Source organism: Frigoribacterium sp. AC512 (assembly GCF_979258295.1).
The window spans coordinates 2,569,393-2,586,400 of the sequence record NZ_OZ409850.1 but is presented as its reverse complement, the minus strand read 5'-3'; the positions used below and the strand labels follow the sequence as shown (position 1 = coordinate 2,586,400).

The 17,008-nt window shown below is 73.6% G+C and carries 16 protein-coding genes and 1 pseudogene; 10 read left to right on the top strand and 7 right to left on the bottom strand.

Annotated features, from left to right (window positions below):
* Positions 1 to 166 precede the first annotated feature (166 nt).
* A complete protein-coding gene (locus tag ACZZ97_RS11905; protein ID WP_463473295.1) occupies positions 167 to 1,414 on the bottom strand; it encodes an AI-2E family transporter in 1,248 nt (415 codons plus the stop codon).
* A 29-nt stretch (positions 1,415 to 1,443) separates the two neighbouring features.
* On the opposite strand from ACZZ97_RS11905, the pseudogene ACZZ97_RS11900 reads away from it, so the two are divergent.
* From ACZZ97_RS11900 to ACZZ97_RS11865, 8 genes and pseudogenes are all read left to right on the top strand, one after another.
* A pseudogene (locus ACZZ97_RS11900) lies at positions 1,444 to 2,235 on the top strand (LacI family DNA-binding transcriptional regulator); the annotation flags it as partial.
* A gap of 29 nt (positions 2,236 to 2,264) precedes the next feature.
* Positions 2,265 to 2,765, top strand: coding sequence for a substrate-binding domain-containing protein (locus tag ACZZ97_RS11895; RefSeq protein WP_463473294.1), 501 nt, complete (start codon positions 2,265 to 2,267; stop codon positions 2,763 to 2,765).
* 247 nt (positions 2,766 to 3,012) lie between these two features.
* Complete coding sequence (locus tag ACZZ97_RS11890) at positions 3,013 to 4,485, top strand: glycoside hydrolase family protein (RefSeq protein WP_463473293.1); 1,473 nt, start codon at positions 3,013 to 3,015, stop codon at positions 4,483 to 4,485.
* 102 nt (positions 4,486 to 4,587) lie between these two features.
* Positions 4,588 to 5,877, top strand: a complete 1,290-nt coding sequence (locus ACZZ97_RS11885) for an ABC transporter substrate-binding protein (RefSeq protein ID WP_463473292.1) — start codon at positions 4,588 to 4,590, stop codon at positions 5,875 to 5,877.
* A gap of 107 nt (positions 5,878 to 5,984) precedes the next feature.
* Positions 5,985 to 6,857: a carbohydrate ABC transporter permease gene (locus ACZZ97_RS11880; protein WP_223269518.1), complete on the top strand. Its 873-nt coding sequence runs from the start codon at positions 5,985 to 5,987 to the stop codon at positions 6,855 to 6,857.
* A 1-nt stretch (position 6,858) separates the two neighbouring features.
* Complete coding sequence (locus ACZZ97_RS11875; RefSeq protein WP_123547795.1) at positions 6,859 to 7,692, top strand: carbohydrate ABC transporter permease; 834 nt, start codon at positions 6,859 to 6,861, stop codon at positions 7,690 to 7,692.
* Between the two features lie 70 nt (positions 7,693 to 7,762).
* Positions 7,763 to 8,776 (top strand): glycoside hydrolase family 130 protein, encoded by a 1,014-nt coding sequence (locus ACZZ97_RS11870; RefSeq protein ID WP_463473804.1) that lies wholly within the window; start codon positions 7,763 to 7,765, stop codon positions 8,774 to 8,776.
* Between the two features lie 149 nt (positions 8,777 to 8,925).
* Complete coding sequence (locus tag ACZZ97_RS11865; RefSeq protein WP_463473291.1) at positions 8,926 to 11,040, top strand: hypothetical protein; 2,115 nt, start codon at positions 8,926 to 8,928, stop codon at positions 11,038 to 11,040.
* A gap of 276 nt (positions 11,041 to 11,316) precedes the next feature.
* Here ACZZ97_RS11865 and ACZZ97_RS11860 read toward each other — a convergent pair whose 3' ends face one another.
* Positions 11,317 to 11,994 (bottom strand): NADPH-dependent F420 reductase, encoded by a 678-nt coding sequence (locus tag ACZZ97_RS11860; protein ID WP_463473290.1) that lies wholly within the window; start codon positions 11,992 to 11,994, stop codon positions 11,317 to 11,319.
* A gap of 150 nt (positions 11,995 to 12,144) precedes the next feature.
* On the opposite strand from ACZZ97_RS11860, the gene ACZZ97_RS11855 reads away from it, so the two are divergent.
* Positions 12,145 to 12,906 carry an HAD family hydrolase gene (locus ACZZ97_RS11855; protein WP_463473289.1) on the top strand — a complete coding sequence of 254 codons (762 nt, stop codon included), beginning with the start codon at positions 12,145 to 12,147 and terminating at the stop codon, positions 12,904 to 12,906.
* 158 nt (positions 12,907 to 13,064) lie between these two features.
* On the opposite strand, the gene ACZZ97_RS11850 is transcribed toward ACZZ97_RS11855, so the two are convergent.
* The 5 genes from ACZZ97_RS11850 to ACZZ97_RS11830 all read right to left on the bottom strand — a co-directional run bounded on the left by ACZZ97_RS11850 (position 13,065) and on the right by ACZZ97_RS11830 (position 16,557).
* Entirely contained in the window at positions 13,065 to 13,307 is a 243-nt protein-coding gene (locus ACZZ97_RS11850; RefSeq protein WP_463473288.1) for a hypothetical protein, read from the bottom strand.
* A 308-nt stretch (positions 13,308 to 13,615) separates the two neighbouring features.
* A complete protein-coding gene (locus ACZZ97_RS11845; protein WP_133738304.1) occupies positions 13,616 to 14,056 on the bottom strand; it encodes an OsmC family peroxiredoxin in 441 nt (146 codons plus the stop codon).
* A gap of 81 nt (positions 14,057 to 14,137) precedes the next feature.
* Positions 14,138 to 14,584 carry a MarR family winged helix-turn-helix transcriptional regulator gene (locus tag ACZZ97_RS11840; protein ID WP_463473287.1) on the bottom strand — a complete coding sequence of 149 codons (447 nt, stop codon included), beginning with the start codon at positions 14,582 to 14,584 and terminating at the stop codon, positions 14,138 to 14,140.
* Positions 14,585 to 14,701: 117 nt separating this feature from the next.
* On the bottom strand, positions 14,702 to 15,391 hold the full coding sequence (locus ACZZ97_RS11835) for a hypothetical protein (RefSeq protein ID WP_463473286.1): 690 nt from the start codon (positions 15,389 to 15,391) through the stop codon (positions 14,702 to 14,704).
* Positions 15,388 to 16,557, bottom strand: a complete 1,170-nt coding sequence (locus ACZZ97_RS11830) for a hypothetical protein (RefSeq protein ID WP_463473285.1) — start codon at positions 16,555 to 16,557, stop codon at positions 15,388 to 15,390. Before ACZZ97_RS11830 ends, ACZZ97_RS11835 begins: the two co-directional genes overlap by 4 nt.
* A gap of 149 nt (positions 16,558 to 16,706) precedes the next feature.
* On the opposite strand from ACZZ97_RS11830, the gene ACZZ97_RS11825 reads away from it, so the two are divergent.
* Positions 16,707 to 16,940: a hypothetical protein gene (locus ACZZ97_RS11825; RefSeq protein WP_463473284.1), complete on the top strand. Its 234-nt coding sequence runs from the start codon at positions 16,707 to 16,709 to the stop codon at positions 16,938 to 16,940.
* Positions 16,941 to 17,008 lie beyond the last annotated feature (68 nt).

Here is a 17,008-nt window from a genome sequence, read left to right as displayed (position 1 = left end):
GGACCGCGGCGCGTCCCGCAAAGCGAGAGTGATCCGCTTTCTCCGGCCTGTCGATGCCGGGCCAGAGGGCGCAACCTCGGCGGATCACGCGCAAATTACTGGACTGGGTCGCACCCCTGGTCCTCGGCGCGGCTCTGCCCGGCCTGCGCTGCCGCCCGCCCGCGCCTCAGGCGCCGGCGGGCGGTGCGCCGTCGGCGGCGGTCGGGCCCTCGCGTCGGGCCTTCCACCGGCCCGACGCGACGTACTTGACCATGACGTTGACGGTCGCGGCGGTGGGGACGGCGAAGAGTGCTCCGGGGATGCCGGCCACGAGCGAGCCCGCCGCCACCGCGAAGACCACGGCGAGGGGGTGCACCTTCACCGCGCCTCCCATGACGAGGGGCTGCAGCACGTGCGCCTCGAGCAGGTGCACGAGCAGCACGCCGCCGAGCATCACCAGCGCCTGGACCGGCCCGGCGACGACGAGAGCGAGCACGACCGCGAGCGCACCCGTCACGATCGCACCGAGCACGGGGATGAACGACGCGAGGAACACGAGGATCGCGATCGGCACCGCCAGCGGCAGCCCGAGAAAGAACGCGAACAGGCCGATCCCGACGCCGTTCGCCGCGGCGACCACGACCTGCACCTTCACGAACGACGTGAGCGTCTGCCAGCCGGCCTGACCTGCTCCGTCGACGGCCGGACGTGCCGCCCGCGGGAACAGCCGGACGACCCAGTGCCACACGCCCCGACCGTCGATCAGCAGGAAGATCGTCGCGAAGAGCGTCAGCAGCCCGCCCGCGACGAGGTGCCCGGCCGCCGAGCCGATCGCCGCGACGCCGCTGAGGATCTGCTGGCTCGCATCCTGCAGCGCCTGCCCCGCCTGGCCGACGTACTGGTCGAACTCGCCGTCGGTGAGCTTCAGCGGCGACGTCCGCAGGAACTGCCGCAGGCTGTCGTACGCCGCCATGCCCTTGTGGCTCAGGTCGCCCGCGCCGGCACGCACCTGGGTCACGACGAGCACGAGCAGGCCGCCTACCACGACGACGAGCGCGAGCAACGCGATCACGATCGCGAGCCAGTGCGGCACCCGTCGTCGAGTGAGCAGCCGGACCACGGGCTGCAGCAGCGCACAGATCAGGATCGCGATCAGCAGCGGCACCACGATCTCCTCGAGGCGGGACACCAGCCAGCCCAGCACCGCGAGGCACGCCGCGACGACCAGCAGGCGCCAGCCCCAGGCGCCGGCCACGAGCATGCCCGGCGGGACTGCGCCGGGTGCGAGGGCGCGACCGGGGGAGCCGACCCGCGCCTCCTCGACCGGGGTCGTCGTGAGCACTCGAGGAGGCGCATCGGGCTCGCCGAGGTCGGCGCCGGTCGTCGAGGTGGTCGGGTCGGTCGCCGCGCGGCGGCGGCGCCAGGGGAGGTCCATGGTCGGAGTCTCCGGTCAGGGGGCTATCAGTGGGCTGTGACTCCGCCGATCCGGGCGTGGACGTGCGCTGGACGGCCATCCGTCGGGGCGTGCGCCAGTGCGTGCGCCGCGGCACGCGACTGCTCCTGCGTCGTCCCGGCGGCCGGGCACGGGACGCTCGCGGGGGCTGCCGTAGCATCGACGGGTCCCCGGCCGCCGCCGAGGACCAGCCGACAGGCCGACCGACGAGGAGGCGCGACGTGACGGACAGGGTCACCATCGTCGAGGTCGCCGCCCGTGCCGGCGTCGCCATCAGCTCGGTGTCCAGCGCGCTCAACGACCGGCCCGGCGTCTCGGAGCAGACGCGGGCACGGATCAAGCAGGCCGCCTCCGACCTCGGCTTCGTGCCCAGCGTCCGGGGCCGCTCGCTCAGCGCCAAGCGGGCCTTCGCCGTCGGGCTCGTCGTGCACCGCGACCCGTTCGTGCTCGAGTCGGACCCCTTCTTCGGCAGCTTCATCGGCGGCCTCGAGTCGGTGCTCGACCCGCGCGGCTACGCGCTGATCCTGCAGATGGGCTCGGCCGCCGACGAGACGCTCGACCGCTACCGACGCCTCGCTGCCGGGCGTCGGGTCGACGGGGTGTTCCTCAACGAGCTCGTCGTCGACGACCCGCGCGTCGCCCTCGTGCAGCAGCTCGGGCTGCCGGCCGTCGGCGTGAACCCGGCACCGGGGTTCCCCCTGCCCGCGGTGCACCAGGACGTCTCGGCGGGGGTCCACGAGCTCGTCGCCCACCTCGTGTCGCTCGGGCACCGACGGTTCGCCCACGTCGCCGGGCCGTCGCGGTTCGTCCACGCGGTGCACCGGGTCGAGGCGTGGCGCGAGGCGCTCGTCGCCGCGGGGTGCGACCCCGGCGTGCTCGTCGAGGCGGACTTTACGTACGAGGGGGACGGCGCGCCGCGGCCGAGCTGCTCGGCGGGGCTGCTCGCGCCGGGGGTGCCGGCGACGGGGGTGCCGACGACGGTGCCGCCGGCCGCGGCGACCGGCCGACTGCCGTGTTCTGCGCCAACGACCTCGCCGCGATCGGCTTCATGGCCGAGGCGGACGCCCGCGGCGTGCGCGTGCCCGAGGACATCAGCGTGGCCGGGTTCGACGGCATCGAGCTGGGCACCTACGTACGGCCGGCGTTGACCACGCTGACGACGGCGCCGCGGCTGCTCGGGGCTGAGGCGGCCCGGCTCCTGCTCGCCGCCGTCGAGGGCCCCGACGCCGGGGCCTCGCCCGGCGCCGGCTCCGCGGTGCCCGCTGTCGCGCAGGCGGACATCGAGCCGGCGCGCCTCCTGGTCCGGGCCTCCACGGGTCCCGTTCCGCGCTGACCCGGCAGAGCGGCTCGCTCCGTGGGCGCTGCCGTTCCGGCCGCCCACGCGGGCCTGCCTGCTTCTCGAACCGCGTTCCGAACCATGAACCGCGTTCTATCGCGGTTCATGGTTCGGAACGCGGTTCGCGGCGGCGCGAAGCGGCGCGGGGGCGGGGGTTACGCTCCGCACGGCTCCGTGCTAGCTTCACCCCTACCGAAACGTTTCGGTAGACCGAGACAGCCACCCGACGACGAAGTTGGTGCCCATGGACCCCGCGACGACCAGCGCCGCCCGCGACCTCGCCCGAGCCGCCTCCCGCGACGGCGAGGCTCGCGACGGCCAAGCCGCCCGCCACGGCGAGGCCCGCCACGGTGAAGCCGGCCACGACCGAGCTGCCGACGACGCGGAGCGCGCACCGGCCGACACCGGCGCGGTGGGCAGCGTCGACCACGACGCGACCGCGGCGACCGACGCGACCGGGGCGACCGACGCGACCGCGGGGACCGACGCGATCGGGGCGACCGACCTCGCGGCGCACCTCGTCCCGCTCACGCGCGACCGCCTCCGGCAGGTGCTCGACGACGCGCTCGCGCACCGGAACGCGCTGACCGGCGCGCTCGCCCAGCTCACGTTCTCGGGCGAGGCGGCCTACGGCCCCTACCGTCCCGACTGGGCCGTCGGCCCCTTCGCGCCCGACCCCGCGCTGACCTTCACGCTCGACCACCAGTGGGACGACCCCGACGGCATCGGCTGGACCAGCTCGTCGCTCTACAACCCGACGATGATCGAGCACGACGGCGTCCTGCACCTCTTCTACCGCGCCTCGCCCGTCAAGGAGAGCCTCGGCAGCCGCATCGGCCACGCCACCCGCGACCTGACCGGCACAGGCACGGGTACAGGCACAGCCACTGACGCTGGCGCCGACACCGGCACCGACACCGACACCGGCTCCGCCGCCGGCACCGGCACCGACAGCGACACCGGCTCCGGCACCGACGCCGTCTGGGTCGACGACCCGGCGAACCCGGTCGTCCGCCCGACCCGCGACCTCGAGCTGCTGGGCACCGAGGACCCCAAGATCTACCGGGCCGAGGGCCGCTTCTGGCTCTTCTACAACGGCATCTGGCCGATCACCGAGGAGGCGCGGGCCGCGTTCCCGAGCACCGGCTACCCCGTCGAGGCGGTCGGCTGCGACATGATGCTGGCCGTCAGCGACGACCTCGTCACCTGGGAGCGCCTCGGCCCGATCGCCGACCCCGAGCAGACGCGGCTGTGGGCGAAGGGCGCGGTGTTGCCGCGCGACGAGCACGGCGACGCCGTCCGCGTCGGGGGCGAGTACCTGATGTTCGTCAGCGAGGGCTTCGACGGCGTGCTGCACGTGGGGCACTCGGACGACATGCGCACCTGGCGCTTCGAGCCGACCCCGTACCTCGACCTGTCGAGCGTCGGCGGGCACCTGCACGAGGTCGCCGCCGCGATCGTCACCGGTGACGGACGGCTCGTGCTCGACGTGTTCCACGACGACGCCGAGGGCCGCTTCGCCGCGAGCCAGGCGCTCTACGACGTCGAGCGGCCGTTCGACCAGCTCGCGCTGACGGCCGGCGGCTCGCTCTGCTGGGGCGGGCTCGGCCGGGTCGACGGCCGCTGGACCTTCGCACAGGGCTGGGACGCGCCTCCTGGTCGCCGCGACCTCTACGTCTACCGCGAGGCGTCGACGACCGAGGCCCCCGCCACGTGACCCGCACGACACCGTGACCCGCACGACACCGTGACCCGCACGACACCCTCACCCGCACGACCCCTGCACCGCAGCGCACCACCCGAACCCAAGGAGAACACCGTGCAACGACGCACCGCACTCATCGGAGCCACCGTCCTGCTCACCGGCCTCGGCCTGACCGCCTGCTCGGGCGGCGGGGGAGGCGGCGGCGGCGACGCCCTCACCGCGAAGGGCCCCATCACCGTCTGGTACTCGAACAACGAGTCCGAGGTCGAGTGGGGCAAGGCCACGGTCGCGTCCTGGAACGCCGACCACCCGGACGAGCAGGTCAAGGGCCAGGAGATCCCGGCCGGCAAGTCGAGCGAAGAGGTCATCGGCGCGGCCATCACGGCCGGCAACGCCCCCTGCCTCGTCTACAACACGGCGCCGAGCGCGGTCGGCCAGTTCCAGAAGCAGGGCGGCCTCGTCGACCTGTCGAGCTTCGACGACGGCGCCGAGTACATCGAGGACCGCAGCGGCGACCTCGCCGAGCAGTACCAGGACGCCGACGGCAAGTACTACCAGATGCCCTGGAAGTCGAACCCGGTGATGATCTTCTACAACAAGGACCTCTTCACGCAGGCGGGCCTCGACGCCGAGGCCCCCGAGCTGTCGACCTACGACGACTTCCTCGCCACGAGCAAGACGCTCGTCGACGCCGGCGTCTCCGACTACGCGATCCACCCGGCCCCGACCAGCGAGTTCTTCCAGACGCAGTTCGACTTCATGCCGCTCTACGCGGCCGAGACCGGCGGCACCGGCCTGATCGAGGACGGCGAGGCCACCTTCGCCGACGGCGCGGGCGAGGACGTCGCCGGCTTCTGGCGCGACCTGTACGACCAGGGCCTGGCCGGCCAGGAGCAGTACACGGGCGACAGCTTCGCCGACGGCGAGGCGGCGATGTCGATCGTCGGCCCGTGGGCGGTCAACGTCTACGAGGACGTCAACTGGGGCGCCGTGCCGGTGCCCACCAAGGACGGCACCGACGCCGACGAGACCTACACGTTCAGCGACGCGAAGAACGTCGGCATGTACACGGCGTGCGAGAACCAGGGCACCGCGTGGGAGTTCCTGAAGTACTCGACCAGCGAGGACTCCGACCGCGCCCTGCTCGAGACCACGGGCCAGATGCCGATCCGCACCGACCTGGCCTCGACCTACTCGGACTACTTCGACGCCAACCCGTCGTACGCGCTCTTCGGCGACCAGGCCGCCCGCACCATCGAGGTGCCGTCGGGCCCGAACACCGTGGCCGAGCTGCAGGCCTTCCGTGACGCGTGGTCGAAGAGCGTGATCTTCGGCGAGGGCGACGTCGGATCGTCGCTGAAGGACGCCGCGTCCAAGGTCGACGAGCTCGCGGCCCAGGGCTGAGACCCGTGTCCTCCCTCCGTGCCGGGGCGACCGCCCCGGCCGCCGGCAGCCGACCCGAGGAGGCGCCCCCCGCCTCCCCGGGTCGGAAGGCCCGCGGGCGAGGCTCGCTGCTGGGCAAGAACCCGCTCGGCCTGCTCCTCAGCGCGCCGTACCTGATCTTCGTGCTCGCGGTCTTCGCGTACCCGCTGGTGTACGCGGTCTACATCGCGTTCCACGACTACTTCTTCACCGCGCCGGGCGCGGTCGTCGACCGGCCGTTCGTCGGGCTGGCGAACTTCGTCACGGCGTTCACGGACCCGGCCGTCCTCCGGTCGTTCGGCAACGTCGGGATCTTCCTGGTCATCAACGTGCCGCTCACGGTCGTGCTGAGCATGGTGCTGGCGTCGGCGCTCGACAAGGTGTCGCACTTCAAGGGCTTCCTCCGCGTGGCCTTCTACGTGCCGTACCTCGCGGCCAGCGTCGCCGTCGTGGCCGTCTGGCTGTTCCTCTTCACCGGGAGCGGCCTCGTCAACCAGGTGCTCGGGCCGCTGGCGCCGTCGCCGTCGTGGTTGATCAACTCGGCCTGGGCGATGCCCTCGATCGCGCTGTTCGTCACGTGGAAGCAGCTCGGGTTCTACATCCTGCTGTACCTCGCGGCGCTGCAGAACGTGCCGAAGGAGCTCTACGAGGCGGCGTCGAGCGACGGCGCCGGCCCGATCCGCTCGTTCTTCACCGTGACGGTGCCCGGTGTGCGCCCCGCGACCGTGCTGGTGCTGCTCGTGTCGACGGTGACCGGGGCGAACCTGTTCACCGAGCCGTACCTGCTCACCGGCGGAGGCGGCCCCAACGGCGCCTCCACGTCGCCCGTCCTGCTGATGTACCAGAAGGGCATCGAGCAGGGGAACCCCGACCAGGCGGCCGCGATCGGCGTCGTGCTCGTCGTGCTCGTGCTGATCATCGCGCTGCTGCAGAACCGGTTCGCCGGCGGCAAGGAGGACTGAGATGTCCAGGACCCAGACCACGCTGCGAGGCGTCGTGCTCGCGCTCGGGGCGCTCGCGTTCCTCTTCCCGTTCTACTACATGGTGATCGGCTCGCTGCAGGCGCGGCCCGACCCGACGGTCGCGGGCGCGTTCCCGCACCCGTCGAACCTCACCCTCGAGAACTACGCCGCGATCGACAGCCGCATCGGGCTGCTCACGGGGCTCGTCAACTCGGGCATCTTCACGGCAGGGGTGCTGATCTGCACCGTCGTGTTCGGGGTGCTCGTCGGGTACGCGCTCGCCGTGCTGCAGTGGCGGGGCCGCGGCGTGACCTTCGCCCTCGCGCTGCTCGTGCAGGTGGTGCCGTTCCAGCTGCTGGTCATCCCGCTGTACGTGCTCATCGCGCGTAACTACGGGCTGAGCGACAACTACCTCGGCATGATCCTGCCGTTCGCCATCAACTCGACGGCGGTGATCATCTTCCGGCAGTACTTCCTGCAGCTGCCCCGCGAGCTGTTCGAGGCGGCGCGCATCGACGGCACCGGCGAGTTCCGGCTGCTGTGGAACATCGCCCTGCCGCTCGTCCGCCCCGCGCTCGTCACGGCCCTGCTGCTGACGTTCATCGGGCCGTGGAACGAGTTCCTCTGGCCGTTCCTCATCACCAAGGAGGCGTCGATGCAGCCGCTCGCCGTCTCGCTGGCGAACTACATCTCGAACGTCGCCGCCACCGCCGCCAACCCCTTCGGCGCGACCCTGGCGGGAGCCGTCGTGCTCGCCGCCCCGGTCGTGCTGCTGTTCATCGTGTTCCAGCGCTACTTCATCTCGACCGACGTCGGCTCGAGCGTGAAGGGCTGACAGGAGATCCCCCGTGACCGACACCGCACCTCCTCCGTTCCCCTACCGCCTGACGCGCCTCGGCGTCGTCATGGCGCCCGACCCCGACGAGCCGCTCGAGACCGAGGGCGTGCTCAACCCCGGCTCGGGCCGCGGGCCCGACGGCGAGCTGTACCTGCTGCCGCGGCTCGTCGCCGCCGGCAACGTCTCGCGCGTCGGCCTCGCCCGCGTGGTCGTCGCCGACGGCGTGCCCGTCGGCGTCGAGCGCGAGGGCGTCGTGCTCGCCCCCGACCGCGGCTGGGAGCGCGGCGCCACGCACTCGGGCGTCGAGGACCCGCGCGTCACCCGGGTCGACGAACTCGGCCTGCACGTGATGACCTACGTCGCGTACGGCCCGCTCGGGCCCCGCACGGCCGTCGCCGTGAGCGACGACCTGCGCGAGTGGCGCCGCCTCGGGCCCGTGACGTTCGACTACGTCGACGAGCTCGACACCGACCTCGGGCTGTTCCACAACAAGGACACGACGTTCTTCCCGTCGTCCGTCACCGCGCCCGACGGGGTGCGCAGCTTCGCCGTGCTGCACCGGCCGATGTGGCACATCGGCGCCACCGTGCCGGGGGAGGGCAGCCCGCTGCCCGCCGGCGTCACGGACGGTCGCCACTCGATCTGGATCAGCTACGTGCCCGTCGACGCGGTCGCGGCCGACGAGCGCGCCCTGGCCCGCTGGGGGCAGCACCGACCCGTGGCCGGCCCCGAGTTCCCCTTCGAGGAGCTCAAGATCGGCGGCGGCCCGCCCCCGCGCCGCGTGCCCGAGGGCTGGCTGCTGCTGCACCACGGCGTCACGGGCGTCATCGAGGACGCCTTCGCGCAGCAGCAGAACGTCAACTACGCCGCGGGCGGCATGATCCTCGACGCGGACGACCCGTCCCGGGTCGTGACCCGGTCGGCGGTGCCCCTGCTCGAGGCCGAGACCGCCGACGAGCGCGACGGCATCGTCCCGAACGTGGTCTTCCCCACCGCGATCGAGGAGGTGGACGGGGTGCCGTTCGTCTTCTACGGCATGGCCGACTCGAGGATCGGCGTCGCCCGGCTCGACCGCGCCTGACGCGAGTGCCCGGGCTCGCGCGCCCGGGCTGCTGGCGAGTTGCCCCTTCGCGGGGGTGCTGACGCGTCAGAGGCCCGCGAACCGGCACGTCACGACCTGAGACCACCCTGGAACATCCCGCACCACGAGACAGAAGGAGGCGGTCGACGATGACCGCACGCACCTCACGATGGGCCGGGCTCGCCCTGGCCGCCACGACCGCGATCGCGCTGGGGGTGACGGGGGCGCTGCCGGCGTCCGCCGCGCCTCCTGCGGCACCGGCTGCGCCTGCGCCGGCTGCGCCGGTTGCGCCGGCTGCGCCGGCTGCGCCGAGCGCTGCCGCGCCGTCGGCTGCCGCCACGGCGGCGCCGCTGACGAACCTCGCGCACCTCGACTTCCTGCTCGACCAGACGACGCCCGCCGCCGAGGAGGGGCACACCTCGTACCGCCTCGACGCCGAGCCGACGCTGACACTGCCGTGGACCTACGCGGACGCCCGCGACGGCGGCACCTTCGCCCGGGTGGGCGGCGGTCCGCTCGACCCCGCGACCGGGTACTGGGGGCAGGGCGCGTACAACTCCGACGACGTGTCGCGCGCCGCGGTCGTGTACCTGCGCGACTGGCAGCAGACCGGGGCGGAGGCGAGCCGCGACAAGGCGTACGAGCTGCTGCGCGCGACCGCGTACTTCCAGACCACGACGGGGCCGGCCGCCGGCAACGTCGTGCTGTGGATGCAGCCGGACGGCACGTTCAACCGCAGCCCCGTCCCCGTCGAGCTGCCCGACCCCTCCGACAGCGGCAACAGCTACTGGCTCGCCCGCAGCATCTGGGCGTTCGGCGAGGGCTACGCGGCGTTCCGCGACGAGGACCCGGAGTTCGCCGCGTTCCTGCAGCAGCGGCTCCAGCTCGGCGTGACGGCGCTGCAGCGCGACACGCTGTCGCGCTACGGGCAGTACGACGTGGCCGACGGCACGCAGGTGCCCGCCTGGCTGATCGTCGACGGCGCCGACGCCACGGCCGAGGCCGTGCTCGGCCTCAGCTCGTACGTCGCCGCCGCCCCCGACGACGCGACCGTGCGCACCGCGACGACGCAGCTCGCAGAGGGCGTGGCGCGCATGGCGTCGGGCGACCCGCAGACCTGGCCGTACGGCGCCGTGCTGCCGTGGACGAACTCTCGCTCGATGTGGCACTCGTGGGCGTCGCAGATGCCCGCGGCCCTGGCGCGCGCCTCGACCGTGCTGGGGCGCAGCGACCTGCTCGCTCCTGCGGTCGTCGACACTGCCTCCTTCACGACGACCCTGCTCACGGCCAGCGGACCGGACAACGCCTGGTACCCGACGCCCGTCGACCAGACGCAGATCGCCTACGGCGCGGACTCGCGCCTGCAGTCGGCGCTCGCCGTGGCCGACGCCTCGGGCGGGGCGGGCTTCCGCCAGGTGGCCGCCGTCGCGGCGAGCTGGTACTTCGGCACGAACCGCTCGGGGAAGCCGGTCTACGACCGGGCGACCGGCGTGACGAACGACGGCGTCCAGGCCGACGGCTCGGTGAACCGCAACAGCGGCGCCGAGAGCACGATCCACGGCCTGCTGTCGATGATCGCGCTCGACGGGGCCCCCGACGTGTCGGCGCTGGCCCAGGCGTCGACCGCGGTCGCGTCACGGGACGGCCTCACGACGATCGAGGCCGAGGGCGCGTCGCCCACGACCGGCACCGTCGTCACCCCCGACTCGGCGTGGACGGGCGAGTCGCAGTACAGCGGCGGCGCCGCGCTCACGCTGCAGCCGGGACAGAGCGCCACGATCACGGTGCCCGCCGGGTCGGGGCTCCGCCACGTCGAGCCGGTGCTGCTCGGCGCCGAGGGAGTCGTGTCGACCTCTGTCTGGAGGGCCGGACGGGTGCCGCTCGGCACCCTGACGACCCGGGTGGGCGCGCAGGGCGTGACCGCCGCCTCGGGGGCGCTGCTGCCGCAGACGCTGCCGATCCCCGTCGGGCCGGGGACCACCTCCGTGACGGTGACGGCCCGCGGGTCGCAGCCGGTGACGGTGGACGCGCTGATCGTCCGGCCGCTCGTGCAGCGCCTGGCGCTGACCGGGGCCGGCGGACGGGCGACCGAGCTGGTCTCGTCGACCTCGCGCCTGCCGCTGCCGACCACGGTCGGCGCACGCGGCGTGAGGTCGACGGTCGCGAGCTACGACTCGCGCGGGGCGCTCGTGTCGCAGCGGACGGTCTCGGGTCAGTCGGTCGCGCTGGTGCGCGGCGGCGGGTTCGTCGTCGTGACGCGCTGACGGTCGCGCGCGCGGCCGGCCTGCGCGCGGGCTGGCCTGCGCGCGGGGCCAGCCTGCGCGCGGGGCTGGCCTGCGCGTGGGGCCGGCTGCGCGCGGGGCTGGCCCTGCGCGCCGGTCGGGCCCGCGCGCCGGGCTCACGAAGAACCGCGTTCCGAACCATGAACCGCGTTCTTTCGCGGTTCATGGTTCGGAACGCGGTTCATGGCGCTGCGGCACACGCGCACGAGGCGGTGTGCCTGCAGGAGGTGCGGGGCGCCTCCTGCAGGGGAGCTCCGGCTACGCCTCGTCGGCGTGCGGCGCCGGCTCGTTCGTCGCCGTCGCGCGGGTGGCCTTGGCCAGGTTCTCGACGAGCTCCGAGCGGGTCTGAGACACGACGTAGGCGGGCTGGTCGCGCTCGACGCGCCAGCTCTCGCTCAGCGGGCCGACGTTGACCGTGTCGAAGCCGACCTCGTCGTAGAGGCGCTGCACGAGCTCGGCGGCCTCCTCGAAGTCGCTCGAGGTGGCGAGCGCACGACGGCCCTCGGTGCCGGCCGGCTTGCCGTCGGTGGTGATGTCCTTCGCCATGATGTGGTTGAAGCCCTTGGCGACCTTGCTCTCGGGCAGGTGGCGCTGCAGCATGCCCGACACCGTGTCGAGGCCGTTGTCGAGGGCGGCGATGTGGCCGTCGCGCTCGAAGTAGTAGTTGTTGGTGTCGATGACGACCTTGCCCGCGAGCGGGGCGACCGGCACCTCCTCGTAGTTCTTGAGGGGGACCGTGACGACCACGACCTCGCCTGCCTCGGCCGCCTCCTCGGCCGTGGCGGCACGGGCCTTCTCGCCGAGGTCGGCGATCAGGTCGGTCAGCGTCTCCGGTCCGCGAGAGTTGCTGATCACGACGTCGTGGCCGTGCTCGATGAGGGCCCGGGCGACCTGGCTGCCGATGTTGCCTGCTCCGATGATTCCGTACGTAGTCATGTGACCAGCCAACGCCGGCCCGGCGGTCGGGTGTTCCCGCTCCCAGGAGGCTCGGAGGAGGTGCCCAGCTGTCGGGTGCACCTCGTACCCTGGTGAGCCGGTCGGCGCCACCCCCGGACGGTGCAGTCGCTGCAAGGACAGGGTGGAGGCATGACCGACTCGACCGTCGCCTCCGACACCCCCTCGACCGACGCCTCCGACGCTCCTGCGACCGACGTCTCCGACGCTCCCGCGGCGGGCGCCCGCACGACCGCCGTCCTCTTCGACATCGACGGGACGCTCGTGGACTCGAACTACGCGCACGTCGACGCGTGGTCGAAGGCGTTCGCCGACATCGAGCACCCGGTCGACAGCTGGCGGATCCACGAGGCGATCGGGAAGGACTCGACGCTGCTGCTCTCGGGACTGCTGGGGGACGAGGTCGCGGAGGCGCGGGGCGACGAGGCGAAGGAGCGCCACTCCGCCCACTACCTTCCCCACGGCGACACCGACCTGCACGTCTTCCCGCGGGCGACCGAGCTGCTCGACGAGCTCACGCGACGGGGCCACCGGGTCGTGCTCGCGACCAGCGCCCCCGAGGAGGAGCTCGCCGTGCTCCGCGACCTGCTCGACGTCGAGGGTGCGCTCTGGGCCGTGACCTCGTCGGAGGACGCCGAGACGGCGAAGCCGGACCCGGGAATCGTGCAGGGGGCGCTCGACAAGGCCGGGGTCGACGCCGCGCACGCGGTGATGGTCGGCGACGCCGTCTGGGACGTGGAGGCGGCCGGTCGTGCCGGGGTCAGCTGCGTCGGCGTCCGCTCGGGCGGGACGTCGGCGGCGTCGCTGACCGAGGCCGGCGCGGTCGAGGTGTGGGACGACGTGGCTGCGCTGCTCGCGGGGCTCGACGGGAGCGTCATGGGTCGGCTGCGCTGAGCCGCGCCGCGCCGCGCTGAGCCGCGCTGAGCCGCGCTGAGCCGCGCTGAGTTGCGCTGAGCTGCGCTGCGCTGCGTCTCGCCGTGTTTCGTGCACTGCACCGCGTCTAGTCCCGGTGCAGCGCCCGAAGCGTGGTGTGGTGCCGAGCGGGGTCGGCGTCAGCGGCGACCGCGCCGGCCGACGAGGCGGGCCCACGCGTTGCGGCCCCGGATCGGGCACGGCGCAGCGGCCGCTCGCGGCTCCTGCCGGGGCACGAACGTCGACGACGAGCAGGCCGTGCAGGTGAGCACCCAGGGGTGCACGCTCAGCCCGGAGCCGTAGTACGGGTTGTCGACGAGTCGCGCCGGGCCGTGGCAGTCGGGGCAGGTGGGGGTCGCCGTGGGGCGCGTCTCGTCGTGCATCGTCGGGCCTTCCGTGGAGGGGATCGCCCGGTCGTCCGTGCCCGAGCGCTGCTGCGTCGTCTCGGGTTCGGAATGCCGCCTCCTCGTGACTGGCCCCGACCTGGCCCCAGATCGGGGCTGAGGCCGCGGTGCTGCACGGGACGAGGGTGTGTCCGTGTGGGCTGATCCGCCCCGTGACGGATCAGGTGTGCGTGTGGGCTGATCCGTCTCGTGACGGATCAGCCGCACGAGAGAGCCCCGCCCCTCGCCGCGTCGTGCGCGGACGGTGAGGAGCGGGGCTCGTCGGTGCTGCGGTGCTGCGGTGCTGCCTAGCTCTCGAACGTCGCGTCGAGCGTGATCTCGACGCCGGTCAGCGCCTTGCTCACGGGGCAGGTCTCCTTGGCGTCCTTCGCGGCGGCCTGGAACTGGGCCTCGTCGATGCCGGAGACCTCGCCGCGGACGGTGAGGGCGATGCCGGTGAGCTTGAAGCCGCCGGCCGAGTCCGGGCCGAGCGAGACGTCGGCCTTGACGTCGAGCGCCTCGACGGTGCCGCCGGCCTGGCCGAGGACGGCGCTGAACTGCATGGCGTAGCAGGCCGAGTGGGCGGCCGCGAGGAGCTCCTCGGGGCTGGTCGAGCCGTTGGCGTCGTCGGCGGCGCGCTTCGGGAACGAGACGTCGTAGGTGCCGAGCTTCGAGCTGGAGAGCTCGACCTGGCCCTCGCCGGTCTCGAGGCTGCCGTTCCATGCGGTGCGGGAGGTGCGAGTGGGCATCGTGTCCTTCTTTCGTGTGGGGAGGGGGAGTCGGAGGAGTCGTGGGGGCCGGTGAGGCGGCGTGCCGACGCGGCGGCAGGCCTAGGAGGCGGCGCGGACGCTGTCGCCCAGCTCGCCGACCTGGGCCGTGAGGGCCGCGATCGCCGCGGGGTCGAGGCCGGTGGCGGCGCAGATGCTCGCCGGGATGCCGGCCGCCGAGGCCCGGAGCGCCTCGCCGTCGGCGGTGAGCTCGACGCGGACGCTGCGCTCGTCGTCGGGCACCCGGGTACGGGTGACGAGGCCCTGGCCCTCGAGGCGACGCAGCAGCGGGGAGAGCGTGCCCGAGTCGAGGTGGAGGCGCTCGCCGAGACCGGAGACCCCGGTCGGCCCCTGCTCCCACAGCACCAGCATCACGAGGTACTGCGGGTAGGTGATGCCGAGCGGCTGGAGCAGTTCGCGGTACCGGGTGGTCAGCGCCCGCGACGCGGCGTAGAGCGCGAAGCAGATCTGCTCGTCGAGCAGGGGGGTGGTCGGGGCGGCCGCGGTCATGCCCTCGACAGTATCACGTTGCGCGCAATTGAGTTGTGTGCAATCCACTTTCTGGCTCAGGTGCCTCCCGGGCTGGCCCACGTGTGGGCCGCGAGCCCGACGAGTTGCCCCGAAGGGTCAGTTCGACGAGGGAGCAGCAGCATCCCGGGGCAACTCGGTGCCCGCGAGGTGCGAACGGGACGGGTGCGCCTCGGCGAGGTCGAGGGCGACGGCGGCGCGGCCCAGCCCCTCGAGGCTGGCGGCCGTGGTGAACGGCAGGCTGAGGACCGAGAGGAGGGCGCCGGCGAAGCCGAACCCGGGGAACCCCTCCACGATCGCGATGGCCACCACGCCGACGATGCCGACCGTGAACGCGGCGGCAGCGCCGAGGGTCATCGTGAGCACGCCCACGAGGCCGAGCCGCTGCTTGCGGGCCGAGTCGAGGAGGCGCGGGGCCAGGGTCGCGGACAGCTCCGGCGCGCCCTCGGTCGTGTGGTCCACGACGAGCCGATCGTCCCGCCACGACACCGGCGCCAGCGACCGACGATCGCGCCGCAGCCAGACTCCGACGGCCACCAGGACGACGAAGGCGACGGACATCGAGGCGAAGGCGAGTGCGGCGACCGCCCGGACCGCGCCCGGCCCGTCGAAGGCGTCGACGCCCGAGAGGAGACGATCGGTGCCCAGGGCGGCCGCGGAGCCGACGACGGCGGCCGCCACGGCGAGCACGAGACGGCGACGCGGCGTGAGGAGCTGCGCGGCCCCGGCCCGCCACTCGTGCCAGCCGCGGCGGCGGAGGTCCCGTCGGCTGGGGAACGGCACGGTCACGAGGGCTCGCCGGCGGGCGCGGGAGCCGGGCCCGCCGGGCCCGCAGATCCCGCCGTCTCGGCCGCGCTCGGCGGCAGCAGGTGCGTCCGTGCCGCGGCGTAGCGCCGAGCACGCGAGGCCCGCGCCAGGAAGAAGGGCGCGAAGCCGAGCAGCATGGCGGTCATCGCGACCAGCAGGACACGGGAGAAGATCCAGCCGTCCTCGCCGAGGGCCTGGGGCAGCTGGTTGCAGATCAGGCCGGCGAACAGCGTCGCGCTCTGCGCGTACTGCACCGGGAGCGACACGGCGCTCACGGAGGCCCACCGGGCGGCGACCCGCTCGTCGTCGGGGCCCAGCTCGAGCGGGCGGCGGGACAGGACGGCCTTGCCGATCCTCCTGGCCCTGTCGTGGTCGCGGCCGATCACCGCCCCTGCCTGCTTCATCAGCCGGAACGAGACGACGGTGCACGCGATCGAGGCGGCGAGGAACCCCAGCCCGGCGGCGACGAAGAGAAGGTCCGCGCCTGAGTCGTCGTCGAGGGGGACGAACGAGAGGCCTACGGCGGCCGGGACGAACGTGAGGACGAACGCGAGCGTCACCGTGCGCACCCCGCGGCGCACCTCCCCGCGGGGGACCTCGCGCCACTCGACCGGCTTTGCGCCCTGCCGGACGTGTTCGCCGACCGCCGGGCCCGCGACGAGCGCGACCACCATGAGCGCGGCACCGAGGGCGACGAAGGAGGCGGGGAGCCAGGCGGGCGGGTCGCCCAGCCAGGCGGACAGCAGCACCAGGGCCGCTCCTCCCGCCTGGATGCCGAGCATCCACCCGAGCAGGCGGCGGGCGCGCTGCTGCTCCCGGTGGGTGGTGGGCGCGTCCCGCGCCGCGAGGACGGCGCCGAGCACGATCGGGGCGATCGTCAGCAGGGCCAGGCCGAGGGCCCCGAGCAGGAGAGCGGTCACGCCGCCGCCGTCCCCGAGCAGGACGAGGAGGACCGTGCCCCCGATCTGCGCCGCCGTGACGACGACGACCGCTGCGGCGAACGCGAGGGCGCCCACGAGCTCGCGACGGCCGGCGGGTCGGTGCTGCGTCGACGTTGCCCCGCCGGTGGCGGCAGCGGTGGCGGCGGGTGCGGCGGGCGCTGGTGCGGCGGGCGGCGGGCGCACGGGGCGGTGGTCGTCGTCGGTCACGCTCCCAGTCTGGCCGCCCCGCGTTCGGGGGGCACGGCGGTCGCCGGGTGGGAGCCGGCCTTGACGGGTGAACGACGGGCGAGCGGACTAGGCGCCTGCCCGGGGTGCAGCGAGGGCCGCGGGGACGGCGCCCGCGTAGCCTCGACCGCATGAGCAGCGACGCGACCGAGCACGACGACACGACCGGCGACCACGACGACCCGACCGGCATGACCGCCGACGAGAAGCGGCACGACCAGCTGACTCGCGCACCCAAGTCGGACGAGACCGACGCCGCTCCGCGCATCACCACCGAGGAGCGACCCGACGGCGTCACCCGCATCGACGTCGCCGACACCGCGAAGGTGCGTCCCGGCGGGGGAGAGGCGCGCACGCGCGACTGACCCCGCGGCGTGCCGACCTGTGTCGGTGAGTGGCCACCAGCTCCGATGTCGGGGGCGGGACCTACGGT

Coding starts and splice junctions, on each gene's coding strand:
- ACZZ97_RS11905 (WP_463473295.1), bottom strand. CDS start 1,414: ATGGACCTCCCCTGGCGCCGCCGCCGCGCGGCGACCGACCCGACCACC.
- ACZZ97_RS11890 (WP_463473293.1), top strand. CDS start 3,013: ATGGACCCCGCGACGACCAGCGCCGCCCGCGACCTCGCCCGAGCCGCC.
- ACZZ97_RS11875 (WP_123547795.1), top strand. CDS start 6,859: ATGTCCAGGACCCAGACCACGCTGCGAGGCGTCGTGCTCGCGCTCGGG.
- ACZZ97_RS11870 (WP_463473804.1), top strand. CDS start 7,763: ATGGCGCCCGACCCCGACGAGCCGCTCGAGACCGAGGGCGTGCTCAAC.
- ACZZ97_RS11865 (WP_463473291.1), top strand. CDS start 8,926: ATGACCGCACGCACCTCACGATGGGCCGGGCTCGCCCTGGCCGCCACG.
- ACZZ97_RS11860 (WP_463473290.1), bottom strand. CDS start 11,994: ATGACTACGTACGGAATCATCGGAGCAGGCAACATCGGCAGCCAGGTC.
- ACZZ97_RS11855 (WP_463473289.1), top strand. CDS start 12,145: ATGACCGACTCGACCGTCGCCTCCGACACCCCCTCGACCGACGCCTCC.
- ACZZ97_RS11850 (WP_463473288.1), bottom strand. CDS start 13,307: ATGCACGACGAGACGCGCCCCACGGCGACCCCCACCTGCCCCGACTGC.
- ACZZ97_RS11845 (WP_133738304.1), bottom strand. CDS start 14,056: ATGCCCACTCGCACCTCCCGCACCGCATGGAACGGCAGCCTCGAGACC.
- ACZZ97_RS11840 (WP_463473287.1), bottom strand. CDS start 14,584: ATGACCGCGGCCGCCCCGACCACCCCCCTGCTCGACGAGCAGATCTGC.
- ACZZ97_RS11825 (WP_463473284.1), top strand. CDS start 16,707: ATGAGCAGCGACGCGACCGAGCACGACGACACGACCGGCGACCACGAC.